The organism is Agrobacterium sp. DKPNP3 (assembly GCF_052686535.1).
Map to the genome: position 1 here is coordinate 1 of NZ_JBQYSN010000082.1, position 22,698 is coordinate 22,698.

The following is a 22,698-nucleotide window of genomic DNA, read 5'->3' on the forward strand; positions in this document are numbered from 1 at the left end:
CCACGGCTTCGAACGCACCGACGGTGTGGACAAGCCGCACGGCCCCTGGGGCAGCGGTGCAGACAGCTTCTGATCGGCTGAAACGATAATGACAAAAGGCCCGCGCAAGCGGGCCTTTTGCGTTTCATCGCCAGACTTGAGTTAGCGGGCGGCGGCGAGGCCGACGATGAGGCCGCTGACGGCGTTGATGAGCAGAAACTGGTTGTCGACGCGCACCCAACGCTGGTCGCGGCGCGGTTCTGCGAGGTGGTAACGGCGGTAGTCGCGGCGGTCTACGACATGGCGGCGATCACGGGCGGACAGGCGCTGGCCGCGGTCCCAGCGATGCTTCTTGACGATGACTTTCTTGGTGGTGATGTGACGCTCGACCTGGACTCCGCGGTGGCGATCATCGTGGCGGCTCTGGGCCTGCGCCATCGGTGCTGCAAGAACGGTGGCTGCCAGAAGAATGGTGACGAACTTTTTCATGGAAGTTTCCTCTCGTGTTTCGATGAGAGGAACTTACGAACAAACGAATGAACGGAAACTGAATTTAAGATTACAATTGTGTAATGGTTGTTAATGGTTAGGTGAAGACGTTAATCTTTCAGATGCAGATTTATGTCTCCTTTTCCGAGGTTAGACCGCCCAACGGTGTCGGGCGGCCCGCTCATGGTATCAGGCCCGCTCGGCGGATTTTGCCCAGAGGTTGATATCCGCATCCCTGGCGTAACGGTCGATTTCCGCCAGTTCCTCCGGCGTGAAGTCGGGTTTATCCAGCGCCTTCACGCAATCCTCGACCTGTTCGACACGGCTCGCACCGATCAATGCCGAGGTAATGCGGCCGCCGCGCAGGATCCAGGCAATCGCCATCTGCGCCAGCGTCTGGCCGCGACGTTCGGCAATGCCATTCAGCGCGCGGATGTTCTCGACATTGCGCTCGTTGAGGAAAGCTGGGTTCAGCGACTTGCTCTGCGAAGCGCGGCTGCCATCAGGCACGCCGCCGAGATATTTCGTCGTCAGCATGCCCTGAGCCAACGGCGAGAAGACGATGGAGCCGATGCCCAGTTCATCCAGTGTGTCGACGAGACCGTCTTCCTCGATCCAGCGATTGATCATCGAATAGCTCGGCTGGTGAATGATACAGGGCGTGCCGAGGTCCTTCAGGATCGCTGCGGCCTCACGGGTGCGCTTCGAGTTGTAGGAGGAGATGCCGACATAAAGCGCCTTGCCCGAGCGCACGATCTGATCCAGCGCGCCGCAGGTTTCCTCAAGCGGGGTATCGGGATCGAAACGGTGGGAATAGAAAATATCGACATAGTCCAGCCCCATGCGTTTCAGGCTCTGGTCGCATGACGATATCAGATATTTGCGGCTGCCCCATTCGCCATAGGGACCGGGCCACATGTTGTAACCGGCCTTGGAGGAAATGATCATCTCGTCCCGATAACCCCGGAAATCCGTCCTCAGGATTTCGCCGAAAGCGGTTTCGGCGCTGCCGGGCGGCGGGCCGTAATTGTTGGCGAGATCGAAATGGGTGATGCCGAGATCGAAGGCACGGCGGCAAATGGCCTGTTTCGTCTGGTGCGGCGTGTCGTTGCCGAAATTGTGCCAGAGCCCGAGCGAGATCGCCGGCAGCTTGAGGCCTGTCTTGCCGCAATGATTGTATTTCATGGACGCGTAACGGTTTTCGGCCGGTTGCCAAACCATGGGTCTTCCTCCACTTGCTGATGACTGGCTGCCGGAGAGGCCGGCAACCCTTTGAACTTCTGGTGACAGGCGCGGGTGCACCTGTCATTCCCAAGAGGGATGGTTATGCCTTTTGCCGCATGGTTTCAATGCCAGGACTGGGCGAGGATTGGCAGGTGTGAAGATCGAACATGCGGAAATGCGGCTCTCCGCCGGCCGCCTTCGGCGTGAAGATGATACGCCGGGTTTCGCCGGCGGCGAGGTCGAAGAGATTGTCGGAGTAACGGCCCGGCTGATCTGTCTCCAGCACGACGAAGAGGGCGAGGCCGGCAGCAGTGACATCGATTTCGTACTGGCCGTTTTTTAGTGGGCTGACGGAAAATTCGAGCCCGGCGGGTTGAAGCTCCAGCGCCTTGTAGGTATCGCGCACATGGTGGCCTTCACCTGTCATGCCGTTGGAAGCGATAAAGCTCCAGGCAAGGATGGCACCTTCTGGAAGGCTCTCCAGATCGATATCGGTCAGTATTGCCGCTTTGTCGATCGTGCATGTGCCATTGGCGGACTTCAACGGCACGCGGTTGCCGTCCATGGTCAGCGCCACGACGTTCATGTCGATTTCGACATCTTCCGCCGTGTCGTTGACCATCGAGAAGCTGACCCTACGTCCATCTTCGGAGGGAATGGCAGACACCGCGACCGGCTGGAAGAAGCGGCGGGCGGCATAGTGCAGCGCCTTCCAGCCGCCGCCATAATCGAGGCTCGACCATGAGGCGACCGGCCATGTATCGTTGAGCTGCCAGTAAAGCGTGCCCATGCAATGGGGCTTTAGCGAGCGCCAGTAATCCACGGCCGTTCGGATAGCCAGCGCCTGCTGCACCTGGCTCAGATACACGAAATTCTCGAAATCTTTCGGGAAGCGGAAATAACGGAACATGGTGCCGGCGATCCGCTCATTGCCGCCGGCGTTCTTCTGGTGAAGCTCGATGACCGGCGACGCGATGTTCATGTCCTTGTCTTCCGCATAGGTGCGGATGACCGGCATCGAGGTATAGGACTGGAAACCGAACTCGGAGCAAAAGCGCGGCTTGACCGAGCGGTAATTGTCGAACGACTTGTTTTCGTGCCAGACGGACCAATAATGCATGTCACCTGATCCATCCGCGTGCCAGGCATCGCCATAATCGAGGTAACCCGAGGCTGGGCTCGATGGCCACCAGAGCGCGTCCGGGGCAGCCTTCTTCAAAGCTTTTTCGATCGTGCGGTTCAGACGGTCATAGGCCACGAGATAGCGGTCGCGATTGTTTCGGGATTCATCGAACCACGTCAGCGCTCCCACCAGCTCGTTATCGCCACACCAGAGCGCAATGGAGGGGTGCGAGGACAGGCGTTTGACCTGATAATCGACCTCGTGCTCGACATTATCGAGGAAGTCATCGCTGCAGGGATAGAGATTGCAAGCGAACATGAAGTCCTGCCAGACCAGCAGACCAAGGCGATCGCAGAGGTCGTAGAACCAGTCTTCCTCATAAAAGCCGCCGCCCCACACTCGGATCATGTTCATATTGGCTTCGACGGCGGAGCAGAGAAGGTCCTCCGTTTTCTGGCGGCTTGTCAGCGAATAGAGCGCATCTGCCGGAATCCAGTTGGCGCCGCGGCAGAAGATTTCCCGGCCGTTGATACGGAAGGCGAAGCGGCTGCCGGCCTCATCCTTATCGGTCAGAAGCTCGATGGTTCTGAAACCGATCTGGCGGGTTGCCGTCTCGTCGGGAAGTTCCACCGTCAGCTTATAGAGCGTCTGCTCGCCACTGCCTGCCGGCCACCAGAGTTCGGGGTTCTCGACAAAGAAGACGTGCCGCACCACCGTTTCGCCGGCGCCAACGCCGCAATCAAGCCTCAGCCTTTCGTCATTGAGGGACAGGTAGACTGGCAGGCTCGCCGGTCCATCGGCGAAGAGTGTCACGGCCACATGCAGCTCGACGCCGCCTTCCACATAGTGCTGCGACGTCACGATATGTTCGACCCGTGCCGCGTCGAGCCGCTTCAGCAGGATTTTGCCGTAGAGGCCGAAGGGGGCGATGGCGATGTTCCAGTCCCAGCCGAAATGGCATTGCGGCTTGCGCAGCATGTTCCCATTGGCAATCGGCGAGTTTCCCGGATGATAGGGAATGTAAAATGGTTGCCGCGCCTGCCGCTCTCTGCCGGCGGCGATATTGGAATGGAAATGGACGCGGATGGTGTTCTCGCCCGGCCGGAGCGCGCGCGAGACATCCGGCCTGTAGCGGCGGAAGCAATTATCCGCCGTCAACACGGGTACATCATTGACGAAGACGATGGCGACCGTGTCCAGGTACTCGATATCCAGATACCAGCTTGCATCCGCCTCATCGAGAATGAACGTACGCTCGATCATCCAGTCTCTCTCGGCCACCCATTGCACGAGCTTTTCATTGGCGCCGTGATAGGGGTCGGGGATGATGCCTGCGTTCTTCAGTGCGGTGTGGACATCTCCGGGAACGGAAAGCTCAGCGGCATGATCTCCTTCCGCCGAGGTGAGGCGCCAGAGCCCGGCCAGATCGATGACGGTTTCAGGCGAGGAAGAAGAAAACATGATCGAACCCTGGTTGCATCAAACTCAACGAAGAATGGCCGGCATTATGGTGCAGGCTTGTGTCAGAATCTGGGGGGACAGCTGTTCGCAACTCGGTCGCCGAACGTTAATCCGGCTTTGCGATTTCCTCCCTTCGGTAACGTTACCGTAAAACAATCGCCCCGTCATTCCTCTGAACGCATCAAAAACACCTTAAGGTGCCCGAAGTTTCAGGCTACCGTTTTGAACTGTTTCTCCTCATAAGGTTTTATATCAATACGATAGCATATTTTTCTTATCTATATTCTCAGAGAGCGTGTCCGCCATTCCTCGGATGTAAGGCTGTCTATGAGCAGGAAGTGCGAGAATTTTCCCCATGACTGCATCGTTTTAGACGGTTCGGTGGGTGCAATGGGTTCGGCGAGACTTCGAGCGCGGAGCTTTGCCTTTGCAACCGCGCAAAACCTATCTATGATTACTGTTCTCTAAAGCGCGGCGACATGACATGAACGATACTGGCAAATCCGGCAGGGACGACACATCCGCGACGACGGGCGAGCGTCCAACCTTGAAAACGATCGCCTATATGACCGGTCTCGGCATCACCACGGTCTCCCGCGCGCTGAAGGATGCGCCCGACATTGGCGCTGAAACCAAAGAGCGCGTCCGGCTCATCGCCCGCCAGATCGGATACCAGCCAAACCGCGCCGGCGTGCGCCTGCGCACGGGCAAGACCAATGTGATCGCCCTTGTTCTTAGCGTCGATGAAGAGCTGATGGGTTTCACCAGCCAGATGGTGTTCGGCATCACAGAGGTTCTTTCCTCGACGCAATATCATCTCGTCGTTACACCCCACATCCATGCCAAGGATTCCATGGCGCCGATCCGCTACATCCTTGATACTGGCTCGGCGGATGGGGTGATCATCTCGAAGATCGAGCCGAACGATCCGCGCGTCCGGCTCATGACCGAGCGTAATATGCCATTCGTGACGCATGGTCGGTCGGATATGGGCATCGACCACGCCTTTCACGATTTCGACAACGAGACCTACGCCTATGAGGCGGTTGAGCGGCTGGCGCAATGCGGCCGAAAAAGGCTCGCGGTGATCGTTCCGCCGTCGCGCTTTTCGTTCCATGATCATGCCCGCAGGGGCTTCAATCGCGCCATCAGGGATTTCGGTCTGACCGAGTTCTCTTTCGATGCCATCACCAGCGAATCGCCGCTGGAGAAAATCCGCGATTTTGGCCAGAAGCTGATGTTATCCGACGACCGTCCGGATGGTATCGTCTCGATCAGCGGAAGCAGCACCTTCGCGCTGGTGGCCGGTTTCGAGGCCGCGGGTGTGAAGATCGGCGAGGACGTCGATATCGTCTCCAAACAGTCGGCCGAATTCCTGAACTGGATCAAGCCGCAGATCCACACTGTCAATGAAGACATCAAGCTGGCGGGCAGGGAGCTTGCAAAAGCCCTGCTCGCCCGCATCAATGGCGCAATGCCGGAAACGCTTCAGAGCGTTGCCCGGCCGGAATGGTCTTCAATGGCGCCAAAGCCATAGGGCTTGAAGCGCTCCGCTCACCTCTTGCTCCGGAGGCGTCGGGAATGCCTGTCAGGACAGGCAACCCTTCAGTGATGCGGCGATGCCACGCATCAGTTTGAAGTAGAGGTCGGGGCCAGGCTCCAGCGTCGCCGCCTCGGGATCGAGCGTTCCTGATTTTGCCGCAGTGCCCTCGGTGATGACTGAAATCAGCTTCGGCTCGAATTGCGGTTCGGCAAAAACGCAGGTTGCGCCGAGCTGACGGACTTTCTCCTGCATCTGCTTCACACGGTCGGCGCCGGGCAGGGTTTCCGGGCTGACGGTGATCGATCCGACCGTTTTTACGCCGTAGCGGTGCTCGAAATATTGGTAGGCGTCGTGGAAGACGATGAACGGCTTGTGCTTCACCGGCTGAATCGTTTCCTTGAGTTCGGCGTCAAGCGCATCGAGATCATCAATCAGCTTTTTCGTATTGGCCTGATAGGTCGCGGCATTGCCGGCGTCGGAAGCGATCAGCGCGGTTTCGATTTCCTGCGCCATGGCCTTGGCATTGGCGGGGTCCAGCCAGAGATGCGTGTCGTACGCGCCGTGGTCATGATCTTCATGGCCGTCGCCATGGTCGTGCCCATGATCGTGCGCGCCGCCTGCTTCGGCGTGTGCGTCGTGCGCATCGTGGGCTTCGTCGCCATCGTCATGGGCTTCGAAGGGGCCGCCCACGCGGAAAGGCAATTTCTCCAATCCTTTGGCATCTTCCAGTTCCACCACGGTCGCTTTGCTGGCAAGCGCCTCCAGCGGCTTTTCGAGGAATGCCTCCAGCCCGGGCCCGATCCAGAAGACCACATCCGCTTTTTCAAGCTTGCGTGCATTGGACGGCCGCAGATTATAGGTATGGGGAGAGGCCGCCCCATCAACGATCAGCTGTGGCTCCCCGACACGTTTCATGATGGCCGCAACGAGGGAGTGGACCGGCTTGATCGAGACCACGACATCGGGTGCGGCAGTGGCGCCGGAGGCCGCGGCTGCAATGGCCACGGATGCCATGAGCGGGATCAGGAACGATTTCATGCGATGCACTCCACTTGAACCAGTATAGTTATGTTATTACATTTATTGCGTAACTCTATAACGTATGCGATAGCGGTAGGCAATATCGTCGAACGGACAATCCCATGCTTCATTCCGCCTCTATGGGCAACGACATTCTGGTTTCCCTTGCCAATGCCGGCGTGCAGCGCAGCGGCCGCTGGCTGGTACGCGGCGTGGAGTTTTCCGTCAGCAAAGGCGAGATCGTCACGCTGATCGGGCCGAACGGATCCGGCAAATCCACGAGCGCGAAAATGGCGATCGGTGTCGTCAAACCAACCGAGGGGGTGGTTGCCCGCAAGGCTGGTCTTAAAGTGGGCTATGTGCCGCAGAAGCTTTCGGTCGACTGGACAATGCCGCTGTCAGTGCGCCGACTGATGACACTGACAGGGCCGCTCGCCGCCCGCGACATCGATGCCGCCCTGAATGCGACCGGCATCGCGCATCTTGCCAATGCCGAGGTGCAGCATCTGTCCGGTGGGGAGTTCCAGCGGGCGCTTCTAGCGCGCGCCATTGCCCGCAAGCCCGACCTCCTTGTTCTTGACGAACCCGTTCAAGGGGTCGATTTCTCCGGCGAGATCGCGCTTTATGATCTGATAAAAAATATCAGAAATTCAATTAATTGCGGAATTCTGTTAATCTCGCATGATCTGCATGTGGTGATGGCGGAAACCGATACGGTCATCTGCCTCAACGGCCATGTCTGCTGCCGTGGCACGCCACAGGCGGTAAGCCAGAGCCCGGAATATATGCGCCTCTTCGGTGGCGCGGCTGCGAAAGGGCTTGCCATTTACAGTCACCATCATGATCACACCCATTTGCCCGACGGACGGGTGCAACATGCGGATGGCACGGTGACGGACCATTGCCACCCTGAGGACGGGCATCATCACGCGCATGATCCACATCATGACCACGCGCATGATCGTCATGACCAACGGCACCACCACGATGACCATGACGAATGCGGCTGCGGCCATGAACATGGCGACGACGCCCGCGGGAACTCGCGCCAGGGAGAGCGCCATGTTTGACGATTTTTTCGTGCGCGCCATGGTCGCCGGCATCGGTGTTGCGTTGACCGCCGGTCCGCTTGGCTGCTTCGTCGTCTGGCGGCGTATGGCCTATTTCGGGGATACCATGGCCCATTCGGCGCTTCTGGGCGTTGCCCTGTCTCTGCTGCTGCAGCTCAATCTCATTGTCAGCGTGTTTCTGGTCGCGTCGGCCGTGTCGCTTCTTTTGATTTTCCTGCAAAGACGGCAGGCTCTTTCCGCGGACGCGCTGCTGGGCATCCTGTCCCACTCCGCCTTGGCGATCGGTCTTGTCATCGTCGCCTTCATGAGCTGGGTCCGCATCGATCTCGTCTCGTTCCTGTTCGGCGATATTCTCGCCGTCACCCGCAGTGATATCGCACTGATCTGGGGCGGCGGACTGATTGTCATTGTCTCCATGGTGTTCCTGTGGCGGTCGCTGCTTGCCTCTACCGTTAATACGGAGCTGGCGGAAGCCGAGGGGCTGAACCCGGAACGGTCGAAACTGATCTTCACGCTGCTGATGGCGCTCGTTATCGCGATTGCGATGAAGGTTGTCGGCATCATGCTCATCACCTCGCTGCTGATCATTCCGGCCGCGACAGCGCGGCGTTTTTCCAGCACGCCGGAGGTGATGGCGGTGGTGGCCTCGCTGATCGGTGCGGTGGCGGTTGTCGGCGGCCTGTTCGGCTCGCTGACCTATGACACGCCATCCGGGCCATCCATCGTGGTTGCCGCGGTGATCCTGTTCGTTATAAGCCTGTTGCCGGCGCCGGGTTTTTCCCGCTCCGCGGATGAAGGAGGCAAGCCATGAATGCGCAGACCCAGCAGAATCTCACCAAGAACCAGTCGCTGGTCATGAACGCGCTTTCAAATGCGCAACAGCCGCTCAGCGCCTACATGATCCTCGACAAGCTGCGGGATGATGGTTTCCGCGCGCCGCTCCAGGTCTACCGGGCACTGGAAAAACTGGTGGAGTTCGGTCTCGTCCACCGGCTGGAAAGCCTCAACGCTTTTGTCGCCTGCACTCACACGCAGGCGGAGTGCTGCTCGCAACACCATGGAACGGTGGCCTTCGCAATCTGCGAATCCTGCGGGCAGGTGACGGAATTCCACGATCACGAGATCGACCATCGTCTCGAGCGCTGGGTGAAGGATAGCAAATTCAAGGCGGAAAAAACCACGATCGAAATCCGCGGCCTCTGCGCTGCCTGCGCGGCATAACGGCATTTCTAGGGGCGGGCATGTTACCCGCCGTCGATCATTTTTCGATGATCGTCAGATCCCTCGAAAAACGCTTCCAGTTTTCGATATATTTTTCCGCCGAACGACGAAGGCTCGCCACGGCGTCGTCATCCAGCGTGCGGATAGCGCGCGCGGGTGAGCCGACGATCAGGGAGTTATCCGGAAACTCCTTGCCTTCGGTCACCAGCGCGTTGGCGCCGACGAGACAATTGCGGCCAATCTTTGCGCCGTTGAGGATCGTCGCGCCCATGCCGATCAACGAATTATCGCCGATGGTACAGCCATGGACGATGGCATGATGGCCGATGGTGCACATATCGCCGATGGTGGCGGCATAGCCGGGGTCGCTATGCACCATCACACCTTCCTGGATGTTGGTGCCGCGCCCGACGCTGATCGGCTCGTTATCGCCGCGCAGCGTTGCACCAAACCAGATGCCGACGTCCTCACCGAGTATGACGGCGCCGATGACATTGGCATCGGGTGCGATCCAGTAACGATCCGGGGCAGGGGTCTGCGGTACCCGGTCGGCGAGGCGGTAGAGCGGCATGGCGGTGTCCTTCCGTTGCGTTTCTTGCCGATCAGGCGATTTTGACCGAGAGCGTGCCGACGCCATCGACGCCGCACTCGATCCTGTCACCGCGCACGATCGGGCCGACGCCAGCTGGCGTTCCGGTCATGATTACGTCGCCGGCAGCAAGGGTGAACAGCTTGGAAAGCTCGGCAATCACTTCCGGCACTTTCCAGATCATCTGCGCGAGATCGCCCGTCTGCTTACGTTTGCCGTTGACATCGAGCCAGATCGCGCCGGTTGAGGGATGGCCGATTTTTTCTGCGGGAACGATGGCCGAGATCGGAGCGGAATATTCAAAAGCCTTCGCGCCTTCCCAGGAGCGGCCCATCTTCTTCAGCCCGTCCTGAAGATCGCGGCGTGTCATGTCGATGCCGACGGCATAACCCCATACATGGTTCAGCGCCTCGGACGCCGGGATATCCGCGCCGCCGCTCTTCACAACCACGACACACTCCACCTCGTAATGGACATTGGAAGAGAGCGGAGGGTAGGGGAAGTCATTTCCAGCGGGAAGCAGATTGTCCGGGTTCTTCTGGAAATAGAAGGGCGGTTCGCGCGACGGATCATGTCCCATTTCGATGGCGTGGTCGGCGTAGTTGCGGCCAACGCAATAGACCCGCCGCACGGGGAACATCTCCTCCGTGCCTGCGACGGGCAGCAGAACGGGTTTCGGAGCGGGGATGACGGTGGCGGCCATGGGGATTTCCTGTCGTCTCTTGAAGCTGCAAGTCTTGTCCCGCGATTCCGGGGCGATTTCCAGTTCAAAATGACCTCGCCTGCAAAACTGGCTTTTTACGGTCCTTTGTTGTAGAAGCCGGCGCAAAGAGGTTTACCCATGTACAGACAAGCGCTTGCCAGCGGCGAAAAAATCTTTGCCGTTGCACCCATGATCGATTGGACCGATACGAGGTGCAGGTTTCTGCACCGGCAATTGTCGAAGCGCGCCCTGCTGTTCACCGAAATGATCGTCGCCGATGCCATTATCCATGGCCAGCGCGAGCGGTTGCTCGGTTATCACCCGCAGGAACATCCCGTGGCCCTTCAGCTCGGCGGGTCTGACCCCGTCAAGCTTTCCGAGGCGGTGCGAATCGCCAGCGGCTATGCTTACGATGAAATCAATCTCAATGTCGGCTGCCCTTCGGACCGCGTGCAATCGGGTACCTTTGGCGCCTGCCTGATGCGCGAGCCCGACCTCGTTGCAACATGTGTCTCCGCCATGAAGGCGGTCGCTGAGGTGCCAGTCACAGTCAAATGCCGCATTGGCGTTGACGATCAGGAGCCTGAAACGGTGTTGCCCGATTTTCTGGCGCGGGTGGTTGCGGCTGGCGCGGATGCCGTATGGGTTCATGCCCGCAAAGCCTGGCTACAGGGTCTGTCGCCGAAGGAGAACCGCGAGGTTCCGCCGCTCGACTATGAACTCGTCTATCGCATGAAACGGGAAAATCCTGGCGTCTTCATCGGCATCAATGGCGGCATTGCCGATCTTGATCAGGCGGGCGAGCACCTGAAATACATGGACGGCGTGATGCTCGGCCGCGCCGCCTATCACAACACCTCGATCCTTGCCGATGTCGATCACCGCATCTATGGCGGGCAAGCCCGCCCCTATGACTGGATGGCGCTCCGGGACGCGATGATGGCTTACGCTGCTGATTACACCGCCGGGGGTGGACGCCTCAATCACGTCACCCGCCACATGGTCGGCCTGTTTCAGGGGATGCCAGGCGCGCGGCGGTTTCGGCAGATACTCTCCAGCGACGCCACGCGACCGGGAGCCGGGCCTGAGGTGATCGAGGCAGCTTTTGCCGCCATCGATCTTAACCCGGTGAAAGAACTGGCGGGCTGAGAGGGCTCAGACCGCTTTTTGCAGTTCCTGCGCACCAGTGGGCGCATTGACCTTGCCGCCGGTAATGAAGAACGCGAAGACGTCGCGCGGTGTCTTTTCGACCTTCCGCTCGGGCGCTATCAGCGGCAGATCGTCAGGAACGCCGCCTCCCGCGTAGGTCTTGACGCGTTTTGCCCAGTCATTGATCCCCGCTTTCGGATAGCAGGTCTTGATATCGTCCTCGCCCTTCTGTAGGCGGCAATAGACGAAATCGGCCGTGACGTCAGGCAGCATCGGATACTCGTGATGATCGGCGCAGACGACCGCGACCTTGTGTCTGGCGAGAAGCTCGATGAATTCCGGTACCTGGAACGTCTCATTGCGCACCTCGACGACGTGGCGCAGACGAATCCCGTCCTGCTTTTCCGGCAATAGCGCCAGGAATGCGCCGAAATCGTCGGCGTCGAATTTCTTCGTCGGCGCGAATTGCCAGAGGATCGGGCCGAGATGCGATCCAAGTTCCGTCAGACCCTGCGTCAGGAACTTCGTCATGGACTCGCCCGCTTCGGCCAGAACCTTGCGGTTGGTGACGTAGCGGCTGGCTTTCAGTGAAAAGACGAAATCCTCCGGCACCTCGGATGCCCATTTGGCGAAGGTCTCCGGCTTCTGGCTGCTGTAATAGGTGCCGTTGACTTCAATCGCCGTCAACTGCCGGCTTGCGTGCTCCAACTGGCGCTTCTTCGGCAGTTTTTCCGGGTAGAAAGTTCCTTCCCACGGCTCGAAGGTCCAGCCGCCGATACCGGTGCGGATAGTCCCTGACGTCGACATCTGTTGTTCCTCCCAAATTCCGTGCCGCTTCCGCGCCGTTCACCCAATTCTTTCACAGGCCTGCGGCGACGGCGGTGTCTTGACCAATGGATCCCCGCCTCAAAGGCGAGGATGACGGGGCGCCGCTTGGGCACACCCGTCGTTAATCTCCGAAACTACTCCGCGGCTTGCTGTTTTCCAGCCGGCCGCCTCTCCAGAAGCTCTTTCAGGAAGTGACCGGTATAGGAGCGCTCGACCTTGACGATGTCTTCCGGCGTGCCGGTTGCCACCACTTCACCGCCGCCCGTGCCGCCTTCGGGGCCGATATCGATGATCCAGTCGGCCGTCTTGATGACTTCGAGATTGTGTTCGATCACGACCACGGAATTGCCCTGTTCCACCAGCGCATGCAGCATCTCGAGCAGCTTGTTGACGTCGTGGAAGTGCAGGCCGGTCGTCGGCTCGTCGAGTATGTAGAGCGTGCGGCCCGTGGAGCGCTTCGACAGTTCCTTGGCAAGCTTGACGCGCTGCGCTTCGCCGCCGGAAAGCGTATTGGCCTGCTGGCCGACCTTGATGTAACCAAGACCAACATCGAAGAGCGATTGCAGCTTGTCGCGGACGGCCGGCACGGCGGCGAAGAATTCCACGCCTTCTTCAACCGTCATATCCAGAACGTCGGCGATGGATTTGCCCTTGAAGGTGACGTCAAGCGTTTCGCGGTTATAGCGCTTGCCGTGGCAGACATCGCAGGTGACATAGACATCAGGCAGGAAGTGCATTTCGATCTTGATGACACCGTCGCCCTGGCAGGCTTCGCAACGGCCACCCTTGACGTTGAAGGAGAAGCGGCCGGGTGCGTAACCACGCGCCTTCGCTTCCGGCAGGCCCGCAAACCAGTCGCGGATCGGCGTAAAAGCGCCGGTATAGGTGGCGGGGTTCGAGCGTGGGGTCCGGCCAATGGGTGACTGATCGATATCGATCACCTTGTCGATGAATTCGAAACCATCGATACGGTCATGTTCCGCCGGGATTTCGCGCGCACCCATGACTCGACGCGCCGCCGATTTGTAGAGCGTTTCGATCAGGAAGGTGGATTTGCCGCCGCCCGAAACGCCGGTTACGGCGGTAAAGACACCCAAAGGCACCGCAGCAGTGACATTCTTCAGATTATTGCCGCGTGCGCCGACAACCTTGATCTCGCGGCCCTTCTTGGGTTTGCGGCGCTGCGCGGGAACCGCGACGCCGAGTTCGCCGGAGAGATATTTGCCGGTCAGTGATTTCGGGTTGGCCATCACCTCCTGCGGCGTACCTTCGGCGATGACCTGACCGCCGTGGATGCCGGCGGCCGGGCCGATATCGACCACATAGTCCGCCGTCAAAATGGCATCCTCGTCATGTTCGACCACGATCACCGTATTGCCGATATCGCGCAGATGTTTGAGCGTATCGAGCAAGCGGGCATTGTCGCGCTGATGGAGACCGATCGAGGGCTCGTCGAGGACATAGAGAACGCCGGTGAGGCCTGAGCCGATCTGCGATGCAAGACGGATGCGCTGGCTCTCGCCGCCGGAGAGCGTGCCGGAATTGCGCGACAGGCTGAGATAATCCAGCCCGACATCGTTGAGGAAGCGCAGGCGCTCGCGGATTTCCTTGAGGATACGGACGGCGATTTCATTCTGCTTGGCGTTCAGGCTTTCCGGCAGCACCTCGAACCAGTCGCGCGCGGTGCGGATCGACATTTCGGTGACTTCACCGATATGCAGCTTGTTGATCTTGACGGCGAGCGCTTCCGGTTTCAGGCGATATCCGGCGCAGGCCGGGCACGGGGCTGCCGACATGTAACGCTCGATTTCCTCACGCGCCCAGGCGCTGTCGGTCTCTTTCCAGCGACGCTCCAGATTAGGCACGATGCCTTCAAAGTTCTTCACCGTCTTGTAGGAGCGGGCGCCGTCTTGATAATTGAACTCGATCTTGTCATCCGTGCCCTGCAGGATGGCGTGCTGCGCCTCCCTGGAGAGATCGGACCACTTGCTCGACAGCTTGAAGCCGAAAGCTTTACCCAGTGCTTCCAGCGTCTGGTTATAATAGGGCGAGGAAGACTTCGCCCATGGTGCAATCGCGCCGTCGCGCAGCGTACGGGCTGGCTCCGGCACGATCAGGTTTTCATCCACCTTCTGCTGCGAGCCGAGGCCATCGCAGCTGGGGCAGGCGCCGAAGGGATTGTTGAAGGAAAACAGGCGCGGTTCGATTTCCGGTATGGTGAAGCCGGAAACGGGGCATGCGAATTTTTCCGAAAACAGCACGCGCTCGTGGGTCTCATTGAGAGATTTATTGGCGGAACCACCAGCTGCGGTTTCTTCTGCAGGCAGCGGTTTGTCGGCGAATTCGGCGATCGCCAGACCGTCCGCGAGCTTCAAGCAGGTCTCAAGACTGTCGGCAAGACGTGCGGCCATATCCGGGCGCACAACAGCACGGTCAACCACCACGTCGATGTCGTGCTTGTATTTCTTGTCGAGGGCTGGAACGTCGGCGATCTCGTAGAACTGGCCGTCCACCTTGACGCGCTGGAAGCCCTTCTTCATCAGCTCGGCAAGTTCCTTCTTGTACTCGCCCTTGCGGCCGCGCACGATCGGGGCGAGGATATAAAGACGCGTGCCTTCGTCGAAAGCGAGGATGCGGTCGACCATCTGGCTGACCGTCTGGCTTTCGATCGGCAGGCCCGTCACGGGCGAATAGGGCACACCGACGCGCGCAAAGAGCAGGCGCATGTAGTCGTAAATCTCGGTGACCGTACCCACCGTCGAGCGCGGGTTACGCGAGGTGGTCTTCTGCTCGATGGAGATCGCCGGTGACAGACCGTCAATCTGGTCAACGTCGGGCTTCTGCATCATCTCCAGGAACTGGCGCGCATAGGCCGAAAGGCTCTCGACATAACGGCGCTGGCCCTCGGCATAGATGGTATCGAAAGCAAGCGACGACTTGCCCGAGCCGGAAAGGCCGGTCATGACGATCAGCTTGTTGCGTGGCAAATCCAGATCGATGCCCTTGAGGTTATGCTCGCGGGCGCCACGGATGGAAATCGTCTTCAGTTCACTCATGACAAGGCTCGGACAAATAGAAAGCTTGAGGGCGGCGTGTCCTTATGTAGTGACGCAGCCGGATGTGTCGAGGTCTAATCCCAATCGGCCGAAGCTTTTCGGAAAGCTTGACTCGAAATCTGCGATTCAATAGAACAAAAAAGGAACGAATTGCAAGCGACAATCTCCGCTACCGCAGCTTAAGATTATTCGTTGTGGATAGTTCCATGCTTGCGGTGCCCTTTGCGGGCCGTGGCGGCTATTGTGTGGCGAATTTTTTGAAATGCAATTGCCGGTCATGAAGGCTGGCGGACAGGATGACGAGATGGCTGGTAGCGTAAACAAGGTAATTCTGATCGGAAACGTGGGCGCCGATCCCGAAATCCGCCGCACGCAGGATGGCCGCCCGATCGCCAATCTGCGTATTGCTACGTCGGAAACCTGGCGCGACCGCAACAGCGGTGAGCGCAAGGAAAAGACCGAGTGGCACACGGTCGTGGTGTTCAACGAAGGCCTGTGCAAAGTCGTCGAGCAATACGTCAAGAAGGGCGCAAAGCTCTACATCGAAGGTCAGTTGCAGACCCGCAAATGGCAGGACCAGACCGGTAACGACCGTTATTCGACGGAAGTGGTTCTTCAGGGCTTCAACTCGACGCTGACCATGCTCGATGGTCGCGGCGAAGGCAGCGGCCGCAGTGGCGGCGGCGACTTCGGTGGCGGCAACGATTACGGCAGCGGCGGCGGCTCGGGTTACGGCGGCGGTTACGACCAGCAGTCATCTTCTCGCGGCGGTTCTTCCCGCGGCAGCAGCCAGCCTTCGGGCGGCTTCTCCAACGATATGGACGACGACATCCCGTTCTGATCTGACGCCGGATGAATATGTGCATGACAGGAGGCGAGCTTGAGTGACGACACGGTGCAACCGAAACAGCCCGCCACCTGGCGCATTATTCTTGCGTTTTTCCTTGATTTCTGGACGGCGTTTTTTGCGGCGGGATTTCTTGTCGCAACCGTTGCGGGCGGGCGAACACCGGAGGGGTTTTCCCTGAACGGTACGCCTGCTTTTGTCGCCTTTGGCCTGATGATAGCCTATTTCGTTGTGCTGGGACGGTTCTTTGGTGGCACGTTGTGGCAGCGGCTCCTGAAAGCAAGACGCTGACATCCATCTTTGTCGGTCTCTTTTTCGGCGTAAGTGCCTGGTGAGGCCAAACTAAGCCGCCACCTTGTCCGCCAACATCGCGACCATCACATCGGATTGCGACACGATGCCGACCATCTTGCCGCGGGCGTCCGCCACGGGCAGATAGTGCAACCCTTCTTCCGCGAAACGGATGATGGCTTCCTCGATGGGCGTTTCCGGCCGTACGGTTTTCACAGGCGAGGTCATGATGTCCTTCACCGTGTCGTTCGGCGCGCTTGCGCCTGACAGGATGAGGCGCAGGCGCTGGAGGAAGCCGATGGCGGGACGGCCATTTCTCCAGCTGGCCTTTTCCAGGAAGTCCGTCTGGGTGACGATACCGACGATTTCTGCTTTGTCGTTGGTGACCGGCAGCGCCTTGAAGTGGTGGCTGTGCATCAGTCCCTGGGCGTGGCGAAGGCTGTCATCGGGTGCGACGCCGATGACATCCCGTGACATGACGCTCGCACAATCGAGATGCAGCGCGCGGCGGCGGTAGGAGCGCAGTTCGGTCTTGCGCAGGATGGTCTCCAGCGCATCGCGGTCGATATCGAGGACCTCGTCATATTCTTTCAGCACCTCGTCAAGATCGGTTGAGGAAAAGCCGATTTTCTGAATGGGCGTGGGATCCGTGGTGCCGTGCGCCGCTTTGCCAAGCTTGAGACCATGGGGATAGGCGCGGCCGGTCGCATTGTTATAGACGAGCGCCAAAACGAGAAGGATGAGCGAGTTTCCGGCCACCGGCCAGAGCAGAAAACCATAACCGAGACTGTGGACGGCAGGGCCGCCGAGAACGGCGGTGAGAGCGACGGCACCGCTTGGCGGATGCAGGCACCGCAGCGCCATCATGGCAGCGATCGCAAGGCTGATTGCGAGCGCGCTGGCAAGAAATGGATCCGGAACGACCAGGGCCACGCTCACACCAACAAACGCCGAAACGAGGTTACCGCAGAGGATCGACCAGGGCTGCGCCAGCGGGCTCGAGGGCACCGCGAACAGAAGCACGGCAGACGCGCCCATCGGTGCGATCATGGCGGGCAAGGTAGGATCGAAACGCAGGGCGAGGCTTCCCAGAAGGCCGGAGACGAGAATGCCGACGAAGGCGCCTATTGCAGAGCGTAGCCTTTCCCTGTTGCTGACAGGTGCGGCATCCGGGATGAGGCGGCGCAGCATTGAACGCATGAGAAGAACTTTCGAATCCGGAAACGTTACCTGTCTTTAAACGAAGCGACGGCCGGATTTAAAGGCAGGATTTTTCCTCTCCCTGATATCGATGGGAATTATGATGCGCCCATCCCAGTGGGCGACAACTCAGAAAGCAAAGGCGGATTTGATCCCGTCGACCACGAATTGCACCGACAGCGCCGCCAGCAGCACGCCAAGAAGTCGCGTGAGGATCGCGCGTCCCGTATTGCCGAGAAACCGGTCCATGCGTTCGGCGACGATCAGTGCGGCGTAAACGAGGCCCATGGCGAAGGCGAGGATTAGGATGAGTACCACCATCTCGAAGGTCGTGTTCATCGAGCCCGCAAGCAGCACCGTCGCGGAGATGGCGCCCGGTCCGGCGATCAACGGCAGTGCCAGCGGAAAGACCGCAAGATTATGCAGATGATCCTTGGTGATGGCTATTTCGGACGTCTTTTCCTTCCTTTCCTGACGCTTTTCAAAAATCATCTCGAAGGCGATCCAGAACAGCAGAAGGCCGCCGGCGATGCGGAAGGAGCCGAGCGAAATGCCAAGCAGGTTGAGGATCGCAAGCCCGAAGACAGCGAAGACCGCAAGGATGCCGAAAGCGATGATGGAGCCGCGCAACGCTACCTGGCTGCGCTGGCTTCGGTTCATGCCTGTCGTAAGCGCCAGGAAAACGGGGGCGAGGCCCGGCGGATCGAGCGTCACCAGAAGTGTGGTGAGCGCATTGATGAGGGTTTCGCTGCTGGCCATTTTTTCCCCGCTGTCTTGTTTTTATGCCGGACCCTACGCAACTCGCCCGCAGTTTAAAAGGGACGGCCGCGCATTTGGGCGGTGAAATCGTGAAAACCGGCGTTTGTCTTGCAAATGACGCAAAAGCCTGTTCAAAACTTGCCGGGAAATTGGCTTAACCTTCCTGTTTCCGCTATAAAAATCCATCCGATTCTTAACAGAGAATGTGATCCGTTTTGACTGACCAGAGCCCCCCCGGCGGCGGAAAGCTTCCGCCAGGCATTGAACCGATTTCCATCATGGAGGAAATGCAGCGGTCGTATCTCGATTACGCCATGAGCGTCATCGTGTCCCGCGCGCTTCCCGATGTGCGAGACGGCCTGAAGCCGGTTCATCGCCGTATCCTTTACGGCATGTCCGAACTCGGCATCGACTGGAACAAGAAATACGTTAAATGCGCCCGCGTCACCGGTGACGTGATGGGTAAATTCCATCCGCACGGCAATTCGGCGATTTATGATGCGCTGGCGCGTATGGCGCAGGATTGGTCGCTGCGCCTGCCGCTGATCGACGGGCAGGGCAACTTCGGCTCCATCGACGGCGATCCGCCGGCGGCCGAACGTTACACCGAATGCCGTCTCGATAAGGCCGCGCATGCGCTGCTTGATGATCTCGACAAGGAAACGGTCGATTTCCGCGACAACTATGACGGCACGCTGCAGGAGCCCGTGGTCATTCCGGCCAAGTTCCCGAACCTGCTGGTCAACGGGGCAGGCGGCATCGCGGTCGGTATGGCGACGAACATCCCGCCGCACAACCTGTCCGAAGTTATCGACGGCTGTATCGCCCTGATCGACAATCCGGCGATCGAGTTGCCGGAACTGATGCAGATCATTCCTGGCCCGGATTTTCCGACCGGTGCGCTGATCATGGGCCGTTCCGGCATCCGCTCGGCCTACGAGACGGGCCGCGGCTCGGTCATCATGCGTGGCCGCGCCACGATCGAGCCGATGCGCGGCGACCGCGAGCAGATCATCATCACCGAAGTTCCCTATCAGGTGAACAAGGCGTCGATGATCGAAAAAATGGCTGAGCTGGTCAAGGAAAAGCGCATTGAGGGCATTTCCGACCTGCGTGACGAATCCGACCGCCAGGGTTACCGTGTCGTCATCGAACTGAAGCGCGACGCGAATGCGGATGTCATCCTGAACCAGCTTTACCGCTACACGCCGCTGCAGACCTCGTTTGGCTGCAACATGGTGGCACTGAACGGCGGCAAGCCCGAGCAGATGACGCTGCTCGACATGTTGCGTGCTTTTGTCTCCTTCCGCGAAGACGTCGTCAGCCGCCGCACGAAATACCTGCTGCGCAAGGCGCGTGAGCGCGCGCATGTGTTGGTCGGTCTGGCGATTTCCGTCGCCAATATCGATGAGGTTATCCGCGTCATCCGCCATGCTCCCGATCCGGCTTCGGCCCGAGAGGAACTGATGACGCGTCGCTGGCCTGCACAGGATGTGGAAAGCCTGATCCGCCTCATCGATGACCCGCGCCACCGCATCAACGAAGACGGGACTTACAACCTTTCCGAGGAACAGGCGCGCGCCATTCTCGAATTGCGCCTCGCACGTCTTACGGCGCTCGGCCGCGATGAAATCGGCGACGAGCTGAACAAGATCGGGGCTGAGATCAGCGAGTATCTGGAAATCCTGTCATCGCGCCTGCGCATCATGCAGATCGTCAAGGATGAGCTGACCGCCGTTCGTGACGAGTTCGGTACGCCGCGTCGCTCCGAGATCGTCGAAGGCGGTCCTGATATGGACGATGAAGACCTCATCGCCCGCGAAGACATGGTCGTCACCGTTTCGCATCTCGGTTACATCAAGCGCGTGCCGCTGACGACCTATCGTGCACAGCGTCGCGGCGGCAAAGGACGCTCCGGCATGGCAACGCGCGACGAAGATTTCGTCAACCGTCTGTTCGTTGCCAATACCCATACGCCTGTCCTTTTCTTCTCCTCGCGTGGTATCGTCTACAAGGAAAAGGTCTGGCGTCTGCCGATCGGCACACCGCAGTCGAAGGGCAAGGCCCTTATCAACATGCTGCCACTGGAACCTGGCGAGCGCATCACCACCATCATGCCGTTGCCCGAGGACGAAACGACCTGGGAAACGCTCGACGTGATGTTCTCGACGACGCGCGGCACTGTTCGCCGTAACAAGCTCGGTGATTTCGTACAGGTCAACCGCAACGGCAAGATCGCCATGAAGCTGGACGAGGAGGGCGATGAAATCCTCTCCGTCGAAACCTGTACCGATCGTGACGATGTGTTGCTGACGACTGCGCTTGGCCAGTGCATCCGCTTCCCCGTGGACGATGTGCGCGTCTTTGCCGGCCGCAACTCGGTCGGCGTGCGCGGCATCAACATGGCGGAAGGCGACCGGATCATCTCCATGACTATCGTTGGGCACGTTGAAGCGGAACCGTGGGAGCGTGCGGCCTACCTCAAGCGCTCGGCCGCCGAGCGGCGCGCTGCCGGTGTCGATGAGGAAGACATCGCACTTGTTGGCGAGGACGTGACGGAAGAGGGCGAACTCAGCGAAGAGCGCTATCAGGAACTGAAGGCGCGTGAAGAATTCGTGCTGACGGTTTCCGTGAAGGGCTTCGGCAAGCGGTCTTCTTCGTATGATTTCCGCACCTCGGGCCGAGGCGGCAAGGGCATCCGCGCCACCGATACCGCAAAGACCAACGAAATCGGTGAACTCGTTGCCGCCTTCCCGGTGGAAGAGGGCGACCAGATCATGCTGGTCTCGGATGGCGGTCAGCTGATCCGCGTGCCGGTCAACGGCATCCGCATTGCCAGCCGCGCCACCAAGGGCGTGACGATCTTCTCGACCGCCAAGGATGAGAAGGTGGTTTCGGTAGAGCGCATCAACGAGCCCGAGGGCGACGATGAGGTGGAAACCGGTAATGGCGACGATCTAGCCGACACGCCGCCGGATGCACCTGAGGCACCGGAGAGCGAGGCGTAAGCCGCCTCGCCATCCCCTGTAACCGGTCAAGAAAAACCCCGCGGCGCTCAGGCTTCGCGGGGTTTTCGTTGCATGGATTAGACGCGATCTTTCTCAGCGGATCCGGATATGGACTGGAGCACGGCCCGAACGGCTCGCGACATGAAGGTGGATGTTTGCTTCCGGCTGGTTCGAGCGCCACGCACGGGCGCCATGCGACAGAAGCAGCGCCACGAGATCGCGCGTTTTTGCCTTGGAACGATTAAGACCGAGATCGGCGATTCGCATTGCCGCTTCGTGAATGGGATGCAGAACCGAAAGGCTGCCATGCCCGTTGCCAGACGCAATGTCCGAATAATTCTCGTTGACTGCCATCTTGGAAAGCCTCGCTACTCATTACACAATTCGAGGAGACAGGCGATGTCTCGACAATGAAGCACCGCCTGCGGAAACGTCTGTTACTGGAGTGACGCCCAGCAGCTGACGCCTTTCTTTTTCAATGCATTGCATGCATTTACCGCGGCGTTCTGGCCATCGAAGCCGCCGAAACGGGCGCGGTAGATCTGGGAGCCGTCCTTGCTATAGGCGACCGTGAAGGGTTTTGCGGAGCGCAGGGCCGCGCCGCCTTTTTCCTGTGCGTTCTGCAACAGGCCGCGTGCGGAGCTTTCGTCCGGCGATGCGCCGATCTGGATCACCCAGCCCCCCTGGGGCGCCTCTGCCCGTGGTGAGACGGAAGGGGCTGTGGAAGCAGATGCTGCCGTCGATGCGGTGACGATATTGTCGACCTTGGTCGAATTGGTGATCAGATTGCGGTCGGGAGCAGCCGGTGCGCGAACGATCGGGTCCTTGCCCTTCTGCCAGGTGGCGGCTTCCATGGCCTTGACGGCCGGGTTGGAAGCGGAACCAGCAAAGGCGCTAACGGGCGCTTCTTCGTAACGGGTCTGCGGAACCGGGCCCGCATGCGGCAGGCCGGCATCCGTTGCAGCAACGGCCACGGAAGGAACGGCTGCTGCAACTGCAACAGGCTCTTCGACCGGTGCGGAGCGGGTCTGCGCAATGAGGTTGCTGTTGCCGCCGCGCGATGCCTGCGGCAGATAGGTGGCCACAAGCTTGCGCATCGTGGCATCACGGGCGGCACTGGACCGTCCACCAAGCACAA

Annotated in this window: 20 protein-coding genes; 8 read left to right on the forward strand and 12 right to left on the reverse strand. The window is 59.5% G+C overall.

Annotated elements, in window-relative coordinates:
* Window positions 1-141: 141 nt before the first annotated feature.
* The 3 genes from ACUTJJ_RS19265 to ACUTJJ_RS19275 all read right to left on the reverse strand — a co-directional run bounded on the left by ACUTJJ_RS19265 (window position 142) and on the right by ACUTJJ_RS19275 (window position 4,276).
* Window positions 142-468 (reverse strand): RcnB family protein, encoded by a 327-nt coding sequence (locus ACUTJJ_RS19265; protein ID WP_063948964.1) that lies wholly within the window; start codon window positions 466-468, stop codon window positions 142-144.
* A gap of 189 nt (window positions 469-657) precedes the next feature.
* A complete protein-coding gene (gene mgrA / locus ACUTJJ_RS19270; RefSeq protein ID WP_445543124.1) occupies window positions 658-1,689 on the reverse strand; it encodes an L-glyceraldehyde 3-phosphate reductase in 1,032 nt (343 codons plus the stop codon).
* A 103-nt stretch (window positions 1,690-1,792) separates the two neighbouring features.
* Window positions 1,793-4,276, reverse strand: a complete 2,484-nt coding sequence (locus ACUTJJ_RS19275) for a beta-mannosidase (RefSeq protein ID WP_445543125.1) — start codon at window positions 4,274-4,276, stop codon at window positions 1,793-1,795.
* A 484-nt stretch (window positions 4,277-4,760) separates the two neighbouring features.
* Between ACUTJJ_RS19275 and ACUTJJ_RS19280 the strand changes: the two genes are divergently transcribed.
* The gene (locus ACUTJJ_RS19280) at window positions 4,761-5,813 is read left to right on the forward strand and encodes a LacI family transcriptional regulator (RefSeq protein ID WP_445543126.1); all 1,053 of its coding nucleotides are present in this window, start codon (window positions 4,761-4,763) and stop codon (window positions 5,811-5,813) included.
* Between the two features lie 51 nt (window positions 5,814-5,864).
* Here ACUTJJ_RS19280 and znuA read toward each other — a convergent pair whose 3' ends face one another.
* Window positions 5,865-6,857, reverse strand: coding sequence for a zinc ABC transporter substrate-binding protein ZnuA (gene znuA / locus ACUTJJ_RS19285; protein ID WP_445543127.1), 993 nt, complete (start codon window positions 6,855-6,857; stop codon window positions 5,865-5,867).
* A 104-nt stretch (window positions 6,858-6,961) separates the two neighbouring features.
* Between znuA and znuC the strand changes: the two genes are divergently transcribed.
* The 3 genes from znuC to zur are packed head-to-tail and all read left to right on the forward strand — an operon-like array spanning window position 6,962 to window position 9,130.
* A complete protein-coding gene (gene znuC / locus ACUTJJ_RS19290) occupies window positions 6,962-7,909 on the forward strand; it encodes a zinc ABC transporter ATP-binding protein ZnuC (protein WP_445543128.1) in 948 nt (315 codons plus the stop codon).
* Complete coding sequence (gene znuB, locus ACUTJJ_RS19295; protein WP_209088383.1) at window positions 7,902-8,720, forward strand: zinc ABC transporter permease subunit ZnuB; 819 nt, start codon at window positions 7,902-7,904, stop codon at window positions 8,718-8,720. The genes znuC and znuB overlap by 8 nt, the downstream gene beginning before the upstream one ends.
* Complete coding sequence (gene zur, locus ACUTJJ_RS19300; protein ID WP_063948971.1) at window positions 8,717-9,130, forward strand: zinc uptake transcriptional repressor Zur; 414 nt, start codon at window positions 8,717-8,719, stop codon at window positions 9,128-9,130. The genes znuB and zur overlap by 4 nt, the downstream gene beginning before the upstream one ends.
* 37 nt (window positions 9,131-9,167) lie before the next feature.
* Here the strand turns inward: zur and ACUTJJ_RS19305 are convergent, their stop codons facing one another.
* Window positions 9,168-9,701, reverse strand: a complete 534-nt coding sequence (locus ACUTJJ_RS19305) for a gamma carbonic anhydrase family protein (protein ID WP_445543129.1) — start codon at window positions 9,699-9,701, stop codon at window positions 9,168-9,170.
* Window positions 9,702-9,732: 31 nt separating this feature from the next.
* The gene (locus tag ACUTJJ_RS19310) at window positions 9,733-10,422 is read right to left on the reverse strand and encodes a fumarylacetoacetate hydrolase family protein (RefSeq protein ID WP_445543130.1); all 690 of its coding nucleotides are present in this window, start codon (window positions 10,420-10,422) and stop codon (window positions 9,733-9,735) included.
* 138 nt (window positions 10,423-10,560) lie between these two features.
* Between ACUTJJ_RS19310 and dusA the strand changes: the two genes are divergently transcribed.
* Entirely contained in the window at window positions 10,561-11,571 is a 1,011-nt protein-coding gene (gene dusA, locus ACUTJJ_RS19315; protein ID WP_445543131.1) for a tRNA dihydrouridine(20/20a) synthase DusA, read from the forward strand.
* 6 nt (window positions 11,572-11,577) lie between these two features.
* Here dusA and ACUTJJ_RS19320 read toward each other — a convergent pair whose 3' ends face one another.
* Window positions 11,578-12,378 (reverse strand): DUF72 domain-containing protein, encoded by an 801-nt coding sequence (locus ACUTJJ_RS19320; RefSeq protein ID WP_445543132.1) that lies wholly within the window; start codon window positions 12,376-12,378, stop codon window positions 11,578-11,580.
* 155 nt (window positions 12,379-12,533) lie between these two features.
* Window positions 12,534-15,455 carry an excinuclease ABC subunit UvrA gene (uvrA, locus tag ACUTJJ_RS19325; RefSeq protein WP_445543133.1) on the reverse strand — a complete coding sequence of 974 codons (2,922 nt, stop codon included), beginning with the start codon at window positions 15,453-15,455 and terminating at the stop codon, window positions 12,534-12,536.
* A gap of 262 nt (window positions 15,456-15,717) precedes the next feature.
* Between uvrA and ACUTJJ_RS19330 the strand changes: the two genes are divergently transcribed.
* Together ACUTJJ_RS19330 and ACUTJJ_RS19335 are read left to right on the forward strand one after the other, a co-directional pair.
* A complete protein-coding gene (locus ACUTJJ_RS19330) occupies window positions 15,718-16,296 on the forward strand; it encodes a single-stranded DNA-binding protein (RefSeq protein WP_063948977.1) in 579 nt (192 codons plus the stop codon).
* A gap of 39 nt (window positions 16,297-16,335) precedes the next feature.
* A complete protein-coding gene (locus ACUTJJ_RS19335; protein WP_144574232.1) occupies window positions 16,336-16,593 on the forward strand; it encodes a hypothetical protein in 258 nt (85 codons plus the stop codon).
* Between the two features lie 51 nt (window positions 16,594-16,644).
* Here ACUTJJ_RS19335 and ACUTJJ_RS19340 read toward each other — a convergent pair whose 3' ends face one another.
* On the reverse strand, window positions 16,645-17,793 hold the full coding sequence (locus tag ACUTJJ_RS19340) for an HPP family protein (RefSeq protein ID WP_445543134.1): 1,149 nt from the start codon (window positions 17,791-17,793) through the stop codon (window positions 16,645-16,647).
* A gap of 129 nt (window positions 17,794-17,922) precedes the next feature.
* The gene (locus ACUTJJ_RS19345; RefSeq protein WP_063948979.1) at window positions 17,923-18,552 is read right to left on the reverse strand and encodes a MarC family protein; all 630 of its coding nucleotides are present in this window, start codon (window positions 18,550-18,552) and stop codon (window positions 17,923-17,925) included.
* Window positions 18,553-18,767: 215 nt separating this feature from the next.
* On the opposite strand from ACUTJJ_RS19345, the gene gyrA reads away from it, so the two are divergent.
* Window positions 18,768-21,560, forward strand: a complete 2,793-nt coding sequence (gyrA, locus tag ACUTJJ_RS19350) for a DNA gyrase subunit A (protein ID WP_063948980.1) — start codon at window positions 18,768-18,770, stop codon at window positions 21,558-21,560.
* A gap of 93 nt (window positions 21,561-21,653) precedes the next feature.
* On the opposite strand, the gene ACUTJJ_RS19355 is transcribed toward gyrA, so the two are convergent.
* Both ACUTJJ_RS19355 and ACUTJJ_RS19360 read right to left on the reverse strand, forming a co-directional pair.
* Entirely contained in the window at window positions 21,654-21,914 is a 261-nt protein-coding gene (locus ACUTJJ_RS19355) for a hypothetical protein (RefSeq protein ID WP_003502750.1), read from the reverse strand.
* 83 nt (window positions 21,915-21,997) lie between these two features.
* Window positions 21,998-22,698: SPOR domain-containing protein (locus tag ACUTJJ_RS19360; RefSeq protein WP_445543135.1), on the reverse strand; the 701-nt coding region annotated here is incomplete at its 5' end.

Excerpts from the sequence above, each read along its gene's own strand:
- ACUTJJ_RS19345 (WP_063948979.1), bottom strand. The coding sequence starts at position 18,552 with ATGGCCAGCAGCGAAACCCTCATCAATGCGCTCACCACACTTCTGGTG.
- dusA (WP_445543131.1), top strand. The coding sequence starts at position 10,561 with ATGTACAGACAAGCGCTTGCCAGCGGCGAAAAAATCTTTGCCGTTGCA.
- ACUTJJ_RS19330 (WP_063948977.1), top strand. The coding sequence starts at position 15,718 with ATGCAATTGCCGGTCATGAAGGCTGGCGGACAGGATGACGAGATGGCT.
- zur (WP_063948971.1), top strand. The coding sequence starts at position 8,717 with ATGAATGCGCAGACCCAGCAGAATCTCACCAAGAACCAGTCGCTGGTC.
- ACUTJJ_RS19340 (WP_445543134.1), bottom strand. The coding sequence starts at position 17,793 with ATGCGTTCAATGCTGCGCCGCCTCATCCCGGATGCCGCACCTGTCAGC.
- ACUTJJ_RS19275 (WP_445543125.1), bottom strand. The coding sequence starts at position 4,276 with ATGTTTTCTTCTTCCTCGCCTGAAACCGTCATCGATCTGGCCGGGCTC.
- ACUTJJ_RS19320 (WP_445543132.1), bottom strand. The coding sequence starts at position 12,378 with ATGTCGACGTCAGGGACTATCCGCACCGGTATCGGCGGCTGGACCTTC.
- znuC (WP_445543128.1), top strand. The coding sequence starts at position 6,962 with ATGCTTCATTCCGCCTCTATGGGCAACGACATTCTGGTTTCCCTTGCC.
- ACUTJJ_RS19355 (WP_003502750.1), bottom strand. The coding sequence starts at position 21,914 with ATGGCAGTCAACGAGAATTATTCGGACATTGCGTCTGGCAACGGGCAT.
- uvrA (WP_445543133.1), bottom strand. The coding sequence starts at position 15,455 with ATGAGTGAACTGAAGACGATTTCCATCCGTGGCGCCCGCGAGCATAAC.
- ACUTJJ_RS19310 (WP_445543130.1), bottom strand. The coding sequence starts at position 10,422 with ATGGCCGCCACCGTCATCCCCGCTCCGAAACCCGTTCTGCTGCCCGTC.
- mgrA (WP_445543124.1), bottom strand. The coding sequence starts at position 1,689 with ATGGTTTGGCAACCGGCCGAAAACCGTTACGCGTCCATGAAATACAAT.
- ACUTJJ_RS19280 (WP_445543126.1), top strand. The coding sequence starts at position 4,761 with ATGAACGATACTGGCAAATCCGGCAGGGACGACACATCCGCGACGACG.
- ACUTJJ_RS19265 (WP_063948964.1), bottom strand. The coding sequence starts at position 468 with ATGAAAAAGTTCGTCACCATTCTTCTGGCAGCCACCGTTCTTGCAGCA.
- znuA (WP_445543127.1), bottom strand. The coding sequence starts at position 6,857 with ATGAAATCGTTCCTGATCCCGCTCATGGCATCCGTGGCCATTGCAGCC.
- znuB (WP_209088383.1), top strand. The coding sequence starts at position 7,902 with ATGTTTGACGATTTTTTCGTGCGCGCCATGGTCGCCGGCATCGGTGTT.
- ACUTJJ_RS19305 (WP_445543129.1), bottom strand. The coding sequence starts at position 9,701 with ATGCCGCTCTACCGCCTCGCCGACCGGGTACCGCAGACCCCTGCCCCG.